Below are 15,695 nucleotides of genomic sequence, written 5' to 3'. Positions count from 1 at the left end.
CACTTAGTACTGCCTGTTTAGAGTTGTTATACCATTTAAGGCATTCGATCTTAGTTAAAATTTAGCGGCAAGCTGCAGCCACAGTTTGTTTGTGTCGGTTGTATATTCGTCTGCACTATAAGCGGCAAATTTAGCTAAAACTGCATAGTTTTGGCTTACTTGATAATTAGCCACTAAATCGAGCTCATTACCGTAATCAATGCCGTTTACATCAGAGGTTAAATTATGAAAGGTCGCTGCAAGCTTAACACCAGAAACAGCGCCTTTAACGGTGACATAAATATCTTCAACACCATCACCTGGGGTGCCTAAAAACTTATCAGCCCAACCTTGAAACTTGTGCTTGGTCGCCAGTGGTGTATTAAAAGCGACACCATTATCACTGCCTAGTAACTCATAACCTGCTAACACAGTAACAGCGCCTAAGGTAGATCCTACTTCAGCATTTAAATAAGTTGCGGTATAGCTATTGGGATTGTCACCATAATCACGTTGGCTTGCTGCGCTTGCGTTTACAATAACAGCGCCAAATTTGCCATTGTATAACGCGCCATAAGTACTGCTGGAATTTGTTATCGCATGATTAAAGTCTAACATGTAGGCAAATGCACTAATCTTGTGTTGTTTGTTTACTGTGTAGCCAAAATTAGCTAGGTGGAAATCGCCAGTATCATTTTTACCAACAATATTGTTGACATTATTAAGGTAACTGTAATCTATAGCCACGGCGTTTTTTTGGTATTGTATACGTACACCGTCGTAAGTTTGTTCGTTTTGACGCCAGCCAACACCGCCAACAAAACGTTGATTATTATGTAAAATACCTTGTCGGCCAACAATAACACTCAAGCCATCATTGGCATATTTTATATAGCCTTGGTTTACGTCAGTACCCGTAGGGTCGGCAACAACCGGGTAATGAGACTTGCCATTGGTGGTATTATTGTAATCTTCTATCAAGGCGCTAACGTTATCGACTTCTAGCCCAAGAGAAAAGTTATGGTAGTTCCCTGTGTTAATGCTAAGGCGACTTTTTAGTGTTAATGCACTGGCGTTATTGTCTATGCCGTCTTGATCAACCGCTTCATAGCGAGCACGAAGTGATAAGTCTACTTTACTGGCCGTTAAGGCTGTTGTAACCCCTTGACTATGGCTTGAGCTGTCGGCAAAAACAGCGGGCGTTGCTAGAATGGCAGCAGTAAGTAACGAGAGGGTGCATCGATTAATATGTGTTATCTTCATGGTAATATTCCAGTTTTATATTTTAGTAAAAATAGGTACAAGTACTATTTAGTTATTGTTCATTATATTGAGTACTTACTAGGGACAATTTTGTCACTCTGCTTGACTTGAAAACTTGATTCTAATCAAGTTATAAGAGCTACTTATTTAATAGCAGCGCTATGTTGACTTACGTCAAGGTTTGACGGTATTTTTCTAGGTTTCATGCGTCTACACCACTAGCTGTGTTTAATAACAACATCACTTATGGCTAGTGTCGAACAGCATAAAATATAGCCGGCTTGTTTTTCTTGCTCGGTTAAACCGCCGGTATCATCGGTTGATACCGGTCTTACTTCACCACTCATCAGCTTGGCCTTACAGCGACCACACATGCCTGCTCGGCAAGAATAAGGTAAAATTAAGCCAGCGTCTTCGCCGTTTTCTAGCAATGTTTTTGCTTTATCCTTGGTTCGTGGTGTCGAAGTTGAAATCCGGCAGCTTTTTTGCCACTTTTCAAAAGTAATGGTTAGCGTTTTATTTGTTGATGAAACCATAATATCCTTAGCTAATGTTGATTGTGTTTGGCTGTGTTTTTCTTATGTCAGCTGTCAATTATACGGAATAAGTTACTATTATGTTCAGTAGCCGATCATAAACCCTGTCTTTTATATTACTTCTTTTCATTCGCTGATGTTTTTATTTGTTATAAGTTGATACGGTATATAGTATAAGGTAAATAATATTCCCCCTTATTTCAGTATTTTTTCTTATTTATGACAAATAAAACTCAACACTTACATATTCTTGGTATTTGCGGCACCTTTATGGGTGGTATTGCAGCATTAGCGAAAGAGCTTGGTTTTCGTGTCACAGGGTGTGATGCCCAAGTTTATCCGCCTATGAGTACACAGTTAGAGCAACTGGGTATTGAATTAATGCAAGGGTATACCACAGAGCACTTCACTGATGAACCAGATTTAGTGATTGTTGGTAATGCGATGTCTCGTGGCAATGTGATGGTGGAATACATGCTTGATCGTAATATTCCTTATGTTTCAGGCCCGCAATGGTTGCTAGACAATGTATTGAAGAACTGCTGGGTGCTTGCTGTATCAGGCACACATGGAAAAACTACCACCAGCAGTATGCTCACGTGGATTTTAGAATATGCGCAATTATCACCCGGTTTTTTAATCGGTGGAGTACCACAGAACTTTGATTGTTCAGCGCGCCTAGGCAATGCCCCTTTCTTTGTTATTGAAGCCGATGAGTACGACACAGCATTTTTTGATAAACGCTCGAAGTTTGTTCACTACCGCCCTAGAACCTTGGTGATTAATAACTTAGAGTTTGATCATGGTGATATATTTGATGATCTGTCCGACATTCAACGACAATTTCACCACCTTATTCGCATGGTGCCTAGTAATGGTTTAATTTTATCGCCACAAAATGAAACCGCGATAAACGAAACCCTGGCCATGGGATGCTGGACGCCAACAGAGCAAAGTGTCAGCACACAAGGTTGGCAAGCCAAGAAAACAGTGGCTGATGGTAGCGAGTTTATCGTCACTTTTAAGGGGGTAGTACAAGGCACAGTGACGTGGGGATTAATTGGCGATTTTAATATTGATAATGCATTAATGGCGATAGCGGCAGCACGCCATGCTGGTGTTCCTAGCCACATTGCTATTGAAGCATTAGGCGAGTTTATTAATACTAAACGCCGGTTAGAATTACGCGGTAGCGTTAATCAGGTCAAGGTTTATGATGACTTTGCTCATCACCCGACCGCTATTGCTAAAACGTTAGCAGGTGTTAGAGCACAGGTTGATAGCAATAAAATGCAAGGTCGAGTAATTGCGGTATTAGAGCCTCGTTCAAACACGATGAAGTCGGGTGTACATAAAGACACCTTGCCGCAGTCTTTAGTGCAAGCCGATCAAGTGTTTATTTTTCAAGACAAAGCACTTAAATGGTCGGTTAGTGATTTAATTGCTAATTGCCAGCAACCTTGTATTGTCGAAGAAGATATTAACCAGCTAGTCGCTAAAATTACCGACTATGCACAGCCTGGTGACAGTATTGTGGTAATGAGCAACGGCTCATTTGGTGCCATTCATGAGAAATTACTCAAAGCTTTAGCCTAAAAAATAGGTAACGAAACGACCTCCCTCAGTATAATATTTGTTTCGCATACATAGTGACTACCAACACAGTGACTATTAATACGGTTACTAGCAACATGGTGACTAGTCATTTAACAATTATCATTTAGTGCTTGATTGTATTATATTGTATGCAATCAAGCGTTGCTTGAACACTCTCTTATGCTCAGCCGCTTAGCTAACTACCTTGTTAGGCGTTTAGGCCTATAAAAAACTCAACAAAAGGGCTGTAATATGTACCAATATTTACAGAAAATTATTATTGTTGGCATAGCGTTAACAATGTCAATAATAATCGTCAGTGCTAATGCACAAACTATAGAGTCAACCGACAAAAAGGCCACATGGTCAGTAAACGCTCCTCAAGGTCAATTTGAAAATGTCCCGATAGATGTCACCTCAGGTACCTGGATGAATCTTGATGTCAGCCCAGACGGCAAAACCGTAGTGTTTGACCTGTTGGGTGATATTTATACCATGCCAATAACGGGTGGCGCAGCAACCCCTTTAATGACAGATATAGCATGGCAAATGCAGCCACGCTTTAGTCCTAACGGCAAGTACATCGCATTTACGTCAGATGAAGATGGTGGCGATAATCTATGGATCATGAATCGTGATGGCAGTAATAAAAAAGCCGTTTCAACCGAGCAATTTCGCTTACTAAATAGTCCAGCATGGTCTCCAGACGGTAATTATTTAATTGCGCGTAAACATTACTCAAGCACACGCTCTTTGGGTGCAGGTGAAGTATGGCTTTATCATAAAACGGGTGGCAGCGGCGTTATGCTGACCAAAAGGCCAAATGAGCAAAAAGACTTAGGAGAACCTGCTTATTCTGCTGATGGTAAGTATGTTTATTTTTCTCAAGATGCAACACCAGGCAAAACCTTTCATTACTCAAAAGACTCAGTCAAAGGTATCTATAAAATAAAGCGTTTGGCGCTAGCAACAGGTGAAATTACCACCATTATCAGTGGGAAAGGCGGCGCCATTCGCCCAACGCCTTCACCAGACGGTAAATATATTGCCTTTATTAGCCGTGACGATTTTTCATCTGATCTCTATCTCTATAATTTAGCCAGCGGCAAAAAAACGAAAGTTTATGAAAATTTAGAGCGCGACTTACAAGAAACTTGGGCAATTCATGGGGTTTACCCTAATATGGCATGGACACCAAACAGTGATAGTTTAGTTTTTTGGAGCGGGGGAAAAATTAATCGTTTAAATATAGCCACTAAAAAATCATCAGTGATTGATTTTCATGTTAAAACCATTAAAAAGATCCAATCAGCGCTGCAATTTACGCAAACGCTACCCCAAGATAATTTTACCGTGAAAATGCTACGTGATGTTGAAATATCGCCAGATGGTAAAAAAGTTGTTTTTGAATCCATGGGGCATATTTACACACGCAGTATTGATAATGGTAAAGCTCAAGGTAAGCCTAAACGATTAACCAAACAAAAAGATCACTTTGAATTAAACCCAAGCTTTTCTCGTGACGGCAAAAAAATAGTTTATGCAACTTGGCATGATGAAAAACAAGGACAAATTCGCGTCATTTCAAGCCGAGGTGGTAAAAGCAAAGCGTTATTAACCACACCAGGGAAATATATAGAGCCCACGTTTTCACCAGACGGTAAAACGGTTGTGTATCGTAAAGTCGCTGGCGGTTATATTACTAAACCAACGTGGGATCTAGCTACTGGTATTTATGCGGTAACTGCTAAAGGTGAGCGTAAAGGAAGTCAAGCGACCTTAATTACCACAAAAGGAGAGAAACCACATTTTGGTAGCCGTAATGATACACTTTATTTAGTACGAGACATGGGATCAAAGCCAAAGCTAGCAGCGATAAATATTGACGGTGCAAATGAAAAAATACTATATCAAGGAGAGTTTGCCACTGAGTATAGCGTATCACCTAATGGGCAATATCTCGCCTTTGCTGAACGATTTAAAGTGTTTGTAACGCCATTTGTAGAACGAGGTGATGTAATAACGATTGGGCCAAAAGGCGACAACCTGCCCGTTAAGCAACTATCAGTTCGTGCAGGGGAAGGGCTGAGTTGGCATGGCGACTCAAGCCAATTGTACTGGAGCTTAGGAGCTGATTTATACCAAGTAGATATTACTGACTTATTCGCCCTAGCACAGGGTGATAATAGCGGTACTGCGCTTGATCAACCATTAAGCCATACCGACCAAACTAAAATAATACAAACGTACCTAGGTTATAAAAGTAGTCTTGATAAACCATCGGGTTTAATTGCTTTTGTTGGGGGTAAAATAATCACCATGGAAAATGATCAAGTGATTGAAAATGGTGTTGTGTTAGTTGAAGACAATACCATTAAAGCCATAGGAACAAAAAATAAGGTTAGTATACCTGCGGCTGCACTTGTTATAGATATAACGGGTAAAAGTATTATGCCTGGATTAATTGATGCGCACGCCCATGGTCCACAAGGCAGCAACCAAATTATTCCACAGCAAAACTGGAAAAACTATGCCGGCTTAGCGTTAGGTGTTACCAGTATCCATGATCCATCTAATAACACCAATGAATTTTTTGCTGCCAGCGAAATGCAAAAAGCAGGAAAAATTGTGGCAGCGCGTTTGTTTTCAACAGGCAAAATTCTTTATGGCGCGAATGCCGCAGGTTACACTGCGCATGTAGACAGTTTAGAAGATGCCAAATTTCATGTAGAACGCTTGAAAAAAGCAGGCGCTTTTAGTGTGAAAAGTTACAATCAACCTAGACGAAACCAACGTCAACAATTTATTCAAGCAGCACGTGAATTGAATATGTTGGTTGTGCCTGAAGGCGGCTCTTTATTACAACACAATTTAACTATGCTAGTTGATGGCCATACAACTTTAGAGCACTCAATTCCTGTTGCGAATGTTTACGACGACATAAAGCAGTTATGGTCAGCTTCCGACATGGCATATACACCTACCTTAGTGGTTGCTTATGGGGGTATTTGGGGCGAAAACTATTGGTATGATCAAACCGATGTTTGGTTACATCCACGCTTAAGCAAATATGTACCCAGCGAATTTTTACAACCTAGATCTATGCGCAGACCTAAAGCGCCCTTGCATCATTATAACCATTTTAATGTCGCCAAAGGTGCTAAAGAATTACAAGATTTAGGCATTAAAGTGAATGCGGGTGGTCATGGGCAACGTGAAGGTTTAGCGATGCACTGGGAAATGTGGATGATGGCGCAAGGCGGAATGACACCATTACAAGCCTTAAAAACAGCGACTATTGCACCAGCACAAACCTTAGGATTAGCTGAACAACTGGGCTCAATTAAAGTGGGTAAATTAGCAGACTTAATTGTTGTTGAAGGTGACATTAGCCAAGACATACGTCATAGCGATAAAGTGACTTACACTATGATTAACGGTCGTTTATATAATGCACACACCATGGATGAAATAGGGCACTATGATAATAAACGCGCTAAATTTTACTTTGAACACGAGTAACTAAGCAGTACAAAAGCAAAAAAATAAAAACTTAGGCTAGCTTTAGCCTAAGCTCCTTGATTATAGCGACTTAGTGGGAGTCATGATAACTTTCGCTTAGTCGCTATTTAGCACTTAGTCATTTTTAGTTTTGCTGGCACTCGTTTGTATATGATGTTTGGTAACCTGGTCGAGTTTTATCATGTAGGAGTTTCGGCCTATGCCATAAAACTCTTCATCGGTAAAAACAATGGTATTATTGTCAGAAAAAGTTACCGCTTCTTTTTGGGTGACTATGCCCAAATCAATTTTATAGGCATCACCTGAGAAAAAGTCATCACCTTGCCAATTTTCAAATAGCCATAATCGCTCTGAGTCTAATAGTACTAACTTAGTTCTGTCTGGACTTAATGCAGCTGAGGTTATCCAGCACAGTTTTTGATGTGTGGTACAGGTATTAAAGTTGCTAATAAAACTGGCTTGATAATTATCAGCGTGATCGCCAATTTTATATAAGTTGGTGTCACCATCAAACGGTTTTGTTCTGTTTTTTGAAAATAAATATAAGTGCCTCTTGTAAAAAACAAAGGCTTCTAAATCAAAGTTCTTTTCTGACGCTTTTGGCGGAAAGTGGCGATGTTCTGGGAAGGTGAATTTAATTATTTCTGCTTCAGTTTCCGTGCCTTTAATGTCAATTGGGTTTTCTATCTTATAGACGGTAAGCCATTTGCGCATGTTTTCATTATTGCCAAAATCGCCAATAAAGAAGTGACCAAAGTCATCTTGGGTCATGTCTTCCCAATCTAAGTTTCTTGCGTTAGTAATCGTGACTGACTTACTAATTTTACCATCACTTTGAACCTGATGTATTTGGGGGGAGTTACCACCATCATTAATTGCCCATAAGTTACCGGCTTTGTCGAATTCAATACCAGAAACCTCTTTTAGCCTAACGTCTAACGTAACTAATTTAGTACTGTATAGCTCGTAAGTTTCAATTAAGGCCATGGCTAATACAAGTAAAGACACAATGAGCACCAGCAAATAAGATGAACGTTTTATCATGGGTTTTCCAGAAAAAAAATAAATTTAACTAGTGATTAATATGAAAAAGTTTATTGAAAACACCTTTGATTAGCTATCCCTGTAGGTGTTAAGTAGGGTTACTTCGAGTTGAGTAATATTAGTTTATAGTTGAGTAATATTGATCATAGCCTCACGGGAATGTCCTGATGCCTTTAATTCAGCTAAATAGAGCGCCCAGCGTTGTGCCTGCTCTGCTGCTAATAAGGCAAGATATTCAGCAGAATAAATAGCACTGTGTTCGTCATCAAAAATAAACCGATAACCATGTTTGCCAACACTTTCTACCGTAGTTAACATCACCGCCTTTTTATGGGTCACTAATGCTTGCTGCTTTGATGAGCGGTTAGCTGCTGGGGTAAAAACACGTAAATATTCAAACGTTAAACAGGCAGACTCACCCTTGATAAAATCAATAGTGATATTTTTTTTATGGGTATTAATTAAAAAACGTTTAATATTCATAACTGCCTGTAAACCACATTGTTAGATAAATAAAAAAGTCGTTAAAGAATAAAACGGCTTAAATCTTCATTTTGAACAACATCACTCAATACTTTATTAACATAGCTTTTATCAATAAGGATTGTTTCCCCAGAACGCTCATTCGCATTGAAAGATAACGCTTCAGTTAATCGCTCCATCATAGTATGTAAACGACGCGCACCAATGTTTTCGGTTGTTTCGTTAACTTGCCACGCGGCGTGCGCTATGGCACTGATGCCGTCATCACTAAACTCAATTTTAACACCTTCTGTGGCGAGTAAAGCGATATATTGCTCGGTAAGTGAAGCGAATGGTTCGGTTAAGATGCGCACAAAGTCTTCCGCTGTTAGCGCCTTTAGTTCAACGCGAATCGGTAAACGCCCCTGTAATTCAGGAATTAAGTCAGATGGCTTAGACATTTGAAAAGCGCCAGAAGCAACAAAAAGTATATGATCGGTTTTAATCATGCCATGCTTTGTACTGACGGTAGAGCCTTCCACTAAAGGCAGTAAGTCACGCTGTACGCCTTCACGCGAAACATCGCCGCCGCTATTACTGTCGGCACGTTTACAAATCTTGTCAATTTCATCAAGAAAAACAATACCTTTTTGCTCAACGGCATCAATGGCTTTTTGCTTAATGTCTTCGTGGTTAATAATTTTAGACGCTTCTTCCTCTTGAAGTGCTTTTAAAGCGGCTTTAATTTTTAACTTACGCTTACTTTTTTTATCACTCGACATACTTTGAAACATGCTTTGCAATTGTGAAGTCATGTCTTCCATGCCAGGAGGTGCCATAATTTCAACACCCACTTGTTGTGCAGCTAAGTCGAGTTCAATTTCTTTGTCGTCTAGCTTACCTTCGCGTAATTTTTTGCGAAATATCTGGCGTGTGCTGCTTTTCTCATTTTCACTGCTGTCTTTTTCGATATTGCCATAACTATCGCGGGCAGGGGGGAGTAAAATATCTAAAATGCGCTCTTCTGCTGCTTCTTCAGCTAAATGCTGAACGCGATTCATTTCGTCTTCTTTCACCATTTTTATTGCCATATCGGCAAGATCACGAATAATGCTTTCTACTTCTTTGCCAACATAACCTACTTCGGTGAACTTTGTTGCTTCCACTTTAATAAAAGGAGCATGTGCAAGCTTTGCTAAACGACGAGCAACTTCTGTTTTACCCACACCTGTTGGGCCTATCATTAAAATATTTTTGGGTGTTACTTCATTGCGTAAGTCTTCGTTCAGTTGCATTCGGCGCCAACGATTACGTAAGGCTATGGCAACAGCACGCTTAGCCTCACTTTGGCCGATTATATGCGTGTCTAATTCATGGACAATTTCGCGGGGAGTCATATCTGACATGTTTTAATCCTCGTTTCGTCTTGGTCGGTGCGCAAGACGGTAATCTATGTAGAAAGTATACTGTATTTACGGCAACATACTTTTATTTAAGGCACATACTTTGTTAGAAAATATTAACAATTAAAATGGGTATTATAATTCATCTATCGTTTGAGATAGGTTGGTAAATACGCAAATTTCACCCGCAATAGTTAAAGACTTCTCAACAATTTCTTTGGCACTTAAATCGGTATTTTCCAGTAGAGCAATTGCGGCAGATTGGGCAAAATTTCCGCCACTACCAATTGCAATTAAGTCGTGTTCAGGTTGTACTACATCACCATTACCGGTAATGATTAACGAGGCTGTTTCGTCGGCCACTGCCAATAAGGCTTCTAACTTTCTTAAAGCACGGTCACTGCGCCAGTCTTTGGCTAATTCTACTGCAGCTTTTGTTAAGTGGCCTTGGTGCTGCTCTAGTTTACTTTCAAAGCGTTCGAACAAGGTAAAAGCATCGGCAGTACCCCCAGCAAAACCAGCCAATACTTTATTGTTGTATAAGCGCCGTACTTTTTTAGCGTTACCCTTCATTACGGTGTTGCCCAACGATACTTGGCCATCGCCACCAATCGCTACTTTTCCATTACGTCTTACTGAAACAATAGTAGTCACGTTAACTCCAATTTATTTAATTATGTTGTAAACAAAGTTGGGGTTATTGAATCAGTTTTCAAGGCTGAAGTGTGTATAATACCATTTACTGCCAAAGCCAAATTTGACAGCCATTAATTCTATTATTACGTAATTTGTGTTTATCTTGCTCAGCAGCACGTTTTCGCTCATAAGGGCCTAGCACAACTTTATACCAAGTGTTGTTTTTCCCTTGTGCAGTTTGAATTTGACTTTCTAAACCCGTAAAAGCGATTGAAGCTTTAAGCGATTCAGCTTGAGTGCGAGTTTTAAACGAGCCACATTGCATTTTATAAGGGCCGCCGTTTTTAACTTCGTATTGACCCACTTCAATTTCTTTGGTTTTTAAGTTTTCGACATACGTCCATTTTTCTTTTGGTGGGGTGGGTAATGTCTGTTCTTTTTTTACGCTCACTTTGGCTGGCGTTTGCATAGGCACTTTAGTGGCCTCATCTGTTTTTAAAAACCATAAAGCGTAAGCAAAAGCAGCTACTAATAAGATAATAAGTAATACAACTATCTTAGGTTTTACCGAAGATTTCGTGGTAGATTTATTTTTATAAGGACTATTTTTATTCTTTTTGTTGCGCGAACGAGCAACATAATCTTGATTTGACATGAACTACAGAGAAAAAGCGGAGAACGTAGGCTATTTTATACTTAAGTGATTTCTAAATACAAGCCTACGCCAATGAGATTTTTAAGGCGTTAGGTATAATTACCAGTTTAAGTCTATTGGATCTATATCCACACTCCAGCGCACCTTATTTAGCCATTCATTATTGGGGATGGAAGCTAATAATTGGAAAACCCCAAGGTGGAGAACTTTTCTAGACTTTGCCTGTAAAATTAAATGATATCGAAACTTACCGGCTTTCTTCTCCATGGCGGCGGGAACAGGGCCAGCAAATTGGCAATGCCTGACGCCAACTTCAGTTAGCAAGCGCAAGAATTTTTCAGGGTAGCTAGGATAATTTGCTTCGGCGCGAAATAGCGCTTGATAACTAAAGGGCGGCAGCAAAGCTTGTTGGCGTTCAATTAACGCTTGTTGGGCAAAATGCTGATAGCCATTGTGGACTAAATCTTGTAGTAACGGATGGTCAGGGTAGCTTGTTTGTACTAACACTTTACCTGGTTTACTCGCACGGCCAGCACGGCCCGCAACTTGAATAAGTAGTTGTGCCATTTGTTCACTGGCGCGAAAATCAAAACTAAATAAAGCGCCGTCGCCATTCAGTACGGCAACTAAAGTAACATCAGGAAAATGGTGGCCTTTAGCCAGCATTTGCGTACCAATAAGTAATTGATGTTTTTTGTCGGTTATTTCCTGTAATAATTTAGCCAACTCACCCTTTTTACGTGTACTGTCTCTGTCTATTCTTACCACACTAACCTTAGGAAATAGCTCACTGATGCGCTGCTCTAATTGCTCAGTTCCTTGGCCAATAGGGGCAATGCGAACACTACCACAGCTTGGGCACTGTTTTGGCACACGCTTTTGGCTACCACAATGATGACAAATCAATAACTGTTGCTTTTGATGATACGTATAAGGTTTGTCACAACGCTGACAGTCACAAAGCCAATGGCATTCTTGACAGTTTATTGCAGGTGCATAACCCCGACGATTCAAAAATATCAAGGCTTGTTCGCCCCGTGCAAGTGTTTGTTTTATTTCATGCTTTAACGTACCCGATAAGCCAAACTCCATTTGCTGTTGGGCAACATCAATGAGTGCTATTTTAGCTTTACTGCTTTTACCTGCTCGCTGACGTAACTCGTGATATTGGTATTTTTCTGACAAGGCATTTTGCAATGACTCAAAGCTTGGGGTAGCACTGCCTAAAATAATTGGAATATTAAGTTGCCTTGCACGCAAAATAGCAATATCGCGACCATGGTAGCGAAAAGTGTCTTGCTGTTTTAAAGAACTGTCGTGTTCTTCATCAACAATGATCATGCCAAGCTTATGCAAGGGCGAAAAAATAGCAGATCGTGTACCAATAACAATAGCCGCATTACCTTGCTGGGCACTTAACCATGTTTCTAAGCGCTCAGTGTCATTAAGGTTTGAATGATGCAAACAAATAGGCACATTAAAGCGCTGCTCAAAACGCAGCAAGGTTTGTGGTGTTAAGCCTATTTCAGGCACAATAACCAGTACTTGTTGGCTGTTGGCTAATACACCTTCCATGGCCTGTAGGTAAACTTCAGTTTTGCCACTGCCGGTAACCCCCTCAATTAAGTGACAAACAAAGCGCTCTAAAGACTGATTGATTGCGGCAACAACTAAAGCTTGCTCGGTTGATAATACCTGTTTATTTTCCTCGGTTAAGTTATTATCTTGCCAGGTAAATAGCCGCGGCTGCTGCTGAACTTCCTTAACTAAGGCTTTGCTAACTAAGGCATTTAACTGTGCCTTGCTGTAGTGTAAAGTGCGTAATTCAGCCCAGCTAAGCCCTTTATTTCTTGCAATAAGTTGGTAAAGCGCAAATTGCTTAGGAGCCTTGCTTTCAACCTTGTTTAGCGTTTGTTGTTGTTCATTAGTACCAATGTCTACTGCTTGCCAAACCATTGGTGGTTGTAAGTTAACCTTTTTTACTTGGCGCAATAATTTTGGTAATGCTTGTTGAAAAACATCACCAATAGGGTGGTGGTAATATTTAGCGCACAGTTTTAGGTAGTTCACTAAAGCATCACTTAAGTGAAAGCTGTCATGCAGGCGTTGCGAAATAGGTTTTACTTTAGATTCTATATCGCAGGTTTTATCTACCGTAATAACAATAGCGATCACTTTTCTGGCACCAAAAGACACGGCAACACGCTCACCAATTTTTATTGGTGGTATTTGCATTGCTTTAGGTACTTGGTAAGTGAACAGTTGACGGATAGGAACGGGCACTGCTACTTGTACATATTGCTCAGACACGAATGGTTTATTACAGGTAATGAAAATTAACAGCTTATATTAACGCAAAAGAAAGCATTTATTAATAAGTCTTTTTTCACCTTACTTTAACTTGCAGTCAGCACGGTGATCATTTATCATTCGCCACCATTAATTTTTTTACACCGTATGGTGCTTGGCATTTTAAGTTAACATAACAAAAATGGCTAAGTGGCGATACGCCCAATTTCTCGTAAGAGATATAGAGGTCCCCATGAAAGACGGAATTCATCCTAATTATGTTGAGTTTAAAGCAACTTGTTCTTGTGGCAATGTTATTACAACTCGTTCAACTGCTGGCAAAGACGTGCATTTAGACGTATGTTCAGAGTGTCACCCTTTTTACACTGGTAAGCAAAAAGCTGCTGAAAGTGGTGGTCGTGTTGATAAATTCAACAAACGTTTTGGTGCACTTACTAAGAAGTAATTATTACTTTTTTAGCTTCTTTATGGTTAATAAAGAAAAGCAGCATCGAAAAAAGCGCCGAAAGGCGCTTTTTTTATTTCTCCCCATCGTGTATTTTTTATAAAGCGAAAATTTCGCTTTATTGCTCTATTTTTTGTGGCGTTTCTGCTACATTAACCACCCTAGAAAATCATTATATATTTAAAAGTTAAGGCGCAATAAATGGCAGAGAGAAAGCCGGGTAAGTTTGCTAAAGAAAAGCAATTTATTAAAGATAAACAAATTGACGCATTAAAAACCCCACCACATTCATTAGAAGCAGAGCAGTCAGTACTTGGCGGCTTATTACTTGATAATGAAACCTGGGATCGCGTGTCAGAAAAAGCGGTGGCGGGAGATTTTTATAGCCGCTCACACCGGCTTATCTTTGAAACTATTGGCGCACTTATTGAGTTAGGCGAGCCCGTTGATCTAATAACACTGTCAGAAGCATTAGAAAACGACCAAAAGCTTGATGACGCAGGGGGCTTTGTTTATCTCGCCGAGATGATGAAAAACACGCCAAGTGCGGCTAATATTACCGCTTATGCAGACATTGTGCGCGAACGTGCGGTAACACGTGAAATGATCAGTGTGGCAAATGAATTAGCAGAAGCGGGCTACGACACACAAGGGCGCTCTAGTGCTGACTTACTCGATTTTGCTGAAACCAAAGTTTTTGCCATCGCAGAAAAGCGCGCGAATAAATCAGAAGGGCCAGAAAGCCTGCATTCTGTGTTAGAAAAAACCGTTGATAGAATTGAAAAGCTTTGCTCAACTGACACCGGTGGTGTTACTGGGGTACCTAGTGGCTTTGCCGATTTAGACAAGATGACTGCAGGTTTACAAAAATCAGATTTAATTATTGTTGCCGCACGTCCGTCAATGGGTAAAACAACATTTGCAATGAACTTGGCAGAGCACGCTGCCATGACTCAAGAATACCCAGCATTAATTTTCAGTTTAGAAATGCCGGCCGATCAAATTATGATGAGAATGCTCGCTTCATTAGGGCGCATTGACCAAACTAAAATTAGAACAGGACAGTTAGACGATGAAGATTGGGCCCGTTTATCGTCAACCATGGGCTTGTTAATTGAAAATGGTAAAATGTTTATTGATGATGCGGCAGGCTTAACGCCAACAGAAGTGCGCTCAAGAGCAAGACGTATTCACCGTGACCATGGTGGTATTTCAATGATTATGATTGATTACTTACAACTAATGCGCGCACCACAATTTTCAGATAACCGTACGCTAGAAATTGCTGAAATATCGCGCTCATTAAAAGCCTTAGCGAAAGAGTTACAAGTGCCAGTAGTGGCACTTTCTCAGCTAAACCGTGGTTTGGAGCAACGTAGTGACAAACGCCCAATTAACTCAGATTTACGTGAATCAGGTTCAATTGAGCAAGATGCCGATTTAATTATGTTTATTTATCGTGACGAGGTTTACCACGATGACAGTGAATTTAAAGGCATGGCAGAAATTATTATTGGTAAGCAACGTAATGGACCAATTGGTAGAGTACCGTTAACATTCCAAGGTAAGTTTTCACGCTTTGATAACTATGCGGGTCCTCATGTGCTTGAAGAAGGCTAACTTTATTAGTCTTTAGTTAATGAGAGCGTTGCGTAACGGCATCAGCACGTGCAGCGTCATGGAGCAATCCATTACCGGGCAGAGTAGCGTTAACATACCAAGGTAAGTTTTCACGCTTTGATAACTATGCGGGTCCTCATGTGCTTGAAGAAGGCTAACTTTATTAGTCTTTAGTTAATGAGAGCGTTGCGTAACGGCATCAGCACGTGCAGCGTCATGGAGCA

The 15,695-nt window shown here is 40.2% G+C and carries 12 protein-coding genes; 4 read left to right on the top strand and 8 right to left on the bottom strand.

What is annotated here, in order from left to right; translation table 11 throughout:
• Positions 1-54 precede the first annotated feature (54 nt).
• Positions 55-1,242 carry an alginate export family protein gene (locus tag AC0UA9_RS06535; RefSeq protein WP_475658616.1) on the bottom strand — a complete coding sequence of 396 codons (1,188 nt, stop codon included), beginning with the start codon at positions 1,240-1,242 and terminating at the stop codon, positions 55-57.
• A gap of 218 nt (positions 1,243-1,460) precedes the next feature.
• The gene (locus AC0UA9_RS06530; RefSeq protein ID WP_475658612.1) at positions 1,461-1,778 is read right to left on the bottom strand and encodes a 2Fe-2S iron-sulfur cluster-binding protein; all 318 of its coding nucleotides are present in this window, start codon (positions 1,776-1,778) and stop codon (positions 1,461-1,463) included.
• 219 nt (positions 1,779-1,997) lie between these two features.
• On the opposite strand from AC0UA9_RS06530, the gene mpl reads away from it, so the two are divergent.
• Both mpl and AC0UA9_RS06520 read left to right on the top strand, forming a co-directional pair.
• Positions 1,998-3,374 (top strand): UDP-N-acetylmuramate:L-alanyl-gamma-D-glutamyl-meso-diaminopimelate ligase, encoded by a 1,377-nt coding sequence (gene mpl / locus AC0UA9_RS06525; RefSeq protein WP_475658610.1) that lies wholly within the window; start codon positions 1,998-2,000, stop codon positions 3,372-3,374.
• A 252-nt stretch (positions 3,375-3,626) separates the two neighbouring features.
• On the top strand, positions 3,627-6,896 hold the full coding sequence (locus tag AC0UA9_RS06520) for an amidohydrolase family protein (protein WP_475658606.1): 3,270 nt from the start codon (positions 3,627-3,629) through the stop codon (positions 6,894-6,896).
• A gap of 114 nt (positions 6,897-7,010) precedes the next feature.
• Here AC0UA9_RS06520 and AC0UA9_RS06515 read toward each other — a convergent pair whose 3' ends face one another.
• From AC0UA9_RS06515 to priA, 6 genes are all read right to left on the bottom strand, one after another.
• A complete protein-coding gene (locus tag AC0UA9_RS06515) occupies positions 7,011-7,940 on the bottom strand; it encodes a hypothetical protein (protein ID WP_475658603.1) in 930 nt (309 codons plus the stop codon).
• Between the two features lie 123 nt (positions 7,941-8,063).
• Positions 8,064-8,423, bottom strand: a complete 360-nt coding sequence (locus tag AC0UA9_RS06510) for a gamma-butyrobetaine hydroxylase family protein (RefSeq protein ID WP_475658598.1) — start codon at positions 8,421-8,423, stop codon at positions 8,064-8,066.
• 41 nt (positions 8,424-8,464) lie between these two features.
• Positions 8,465-9,808, bottom strand: coding sequence for an HslU--HslV peptidase ATPase subunit (gene hslU, locus AC0UA9_RS06505; RefSeq protein WP_475658595.1), 1,344 nt, complete (start codon positions 9,806-9,808; stop codon positions 8,465-8,467).
• Between the two features lie 132 nt (positions 9,809-9,940).
• On the bottom strand, positions 9,941-10,459 hold the full coding sequence (hslV, locus tag AC0UA9_RS06500) for an ATP-dependent protease subunit HslV (protein WP_475658591.1): 519 nt from the start codon (positions 10,457-10,459) through the stop codon (positions 9,941-9,943).
• 85 nt (positions 10,460-10,544) lie between these two features.
• A complete protein-coding gene (locus AC0UA9_RS06495; protein WP_475658587.1) occupies positions 10,545-11,096 on the bottom strand; it encodes an SPOR domain-containing protein in 552 nt (183 codons plus the stop codon).
• Between the two features lie 99 nt (positions 11,097-11,195).
• Positions 11,196-13,406 carry a primosomal protein N' gene (priA, locus tag AC0UA9_RS06490; protein WP_475658583.1) on the bottom strand — a complete coding sequence of 737 codons (2,211 nt, stop codon included), beginning with the start codon at positions 13,404-13,406 and terminating at the stop codon, positions 11,196-11,198.
• A gap of 232 nt (positions 13,407-13,638) precedes the next feature.
• Between priA and rpmE the strand changes: the two genes are divergently transcribed.
• Positions 13,639-13,851, top strand: a complete 213-nt coding sequence (rpmE, locus tag AC0UA9_RS06485; RefSeq protein WP_475658579.1) for a 50S ribosomal protein L31 — start codon at positions 13,639-13,641, stop codon at positions 13,849-13,851.
• 201 nt (positions 13,852-14,052) lie between these two features.
• Positions 14,053-15,471: a replicative DNA helicase gene (dnaB, locus tag AC0UA9_RS06480; protein WP_475658577.1), complete on the top strand. Its 1,419-nt coding sequence runs from the start codon at positions 14,053-14,055 to the stop codon at positions 15,469-15,471.
• Positions 15,472-15,695 lie beyond the last annotated feature (224 nt).

This window comes from Colwellia sp. F1, assembly GCF_056238625.1.
The sequence above is the reverse complement of the archived record's forward strand: the minus strand, read 5'-3'. Positions and strand labels throughout refer to the sequence as shown.

Excerpts from the sequence above, each read along its gene's own strand:
- AC0UA9_RS06535 (WP_475658616.1), bottom strand. The coding sequence starts at position 1,242 with ATGAAGATAACACATATTAATCGATGCACCCTCTCGTTACTTACTGCT.
- AC0UA9_RS06530 (WP_475658612.1), bottom strand. The coding sequence starts at position 1,778 with ATGGTTTCATCAACAAATAAAACGCTAACCATTACTTTTGAAAAGTGG.
- mpl (WP_475658610.1), top strand. The coding sequence starts at position 1,998 with ATGACAAATAAAACTCAACACTTACATATTCTTGGTATTTGCGGCACC.
- AC0UA9_RS06520 (WP_475658606.1), top strand. The coding sequence starts at position 3,627 with ATGTACCAATATTTACAGAAAATTATTATTGTTGGCATAGCGTTAACA.
- AC0UA9_RS06515 (WP_475658603.1), bottom strand. The coding sequence starts at position 7,940 with ATGATAAAACGTTCATCTTATTTGCTGGTGCTCATTGTGTCTTTACTT.
- AC0UA9_RS06510 (WP_475658598.1), bottom strand. The coding sequence starts at position 8,423 with ATGAATATTAAACGTTTTTTAATTAATACCCATAAAAAAAATATCACT.
- hslU (WP_475658595.1), bottom strand. The coding sequence starts at position 9,808 with ATGTCAGATATGACTCCCCGCGAAATTGTCCATGAATTAGACACGCAT.
- AC0UA9_RS06495 (WP_475658587.1), bottom strand. The coding sequence starts at position 11,096 with ATGTCAAATCAAGATTATGTTGCTCGTTCGCGCAACAAAAAGAATAAA.
- rpmE (WP_475658579.1), top strand. The coding sequence starts at position 13,639 with ATGAAAGACGGAATTCATCCTAATTATGTTGAGTTTAAAGCAACTTGT.
- dnaB (WP_475658577.1), top strand. The coding sequence starts at position 14,053 with ATGGCAGAGAGAAAGCCGGGTAAGTTTGCTAAAGAAAAGCAATTTATT.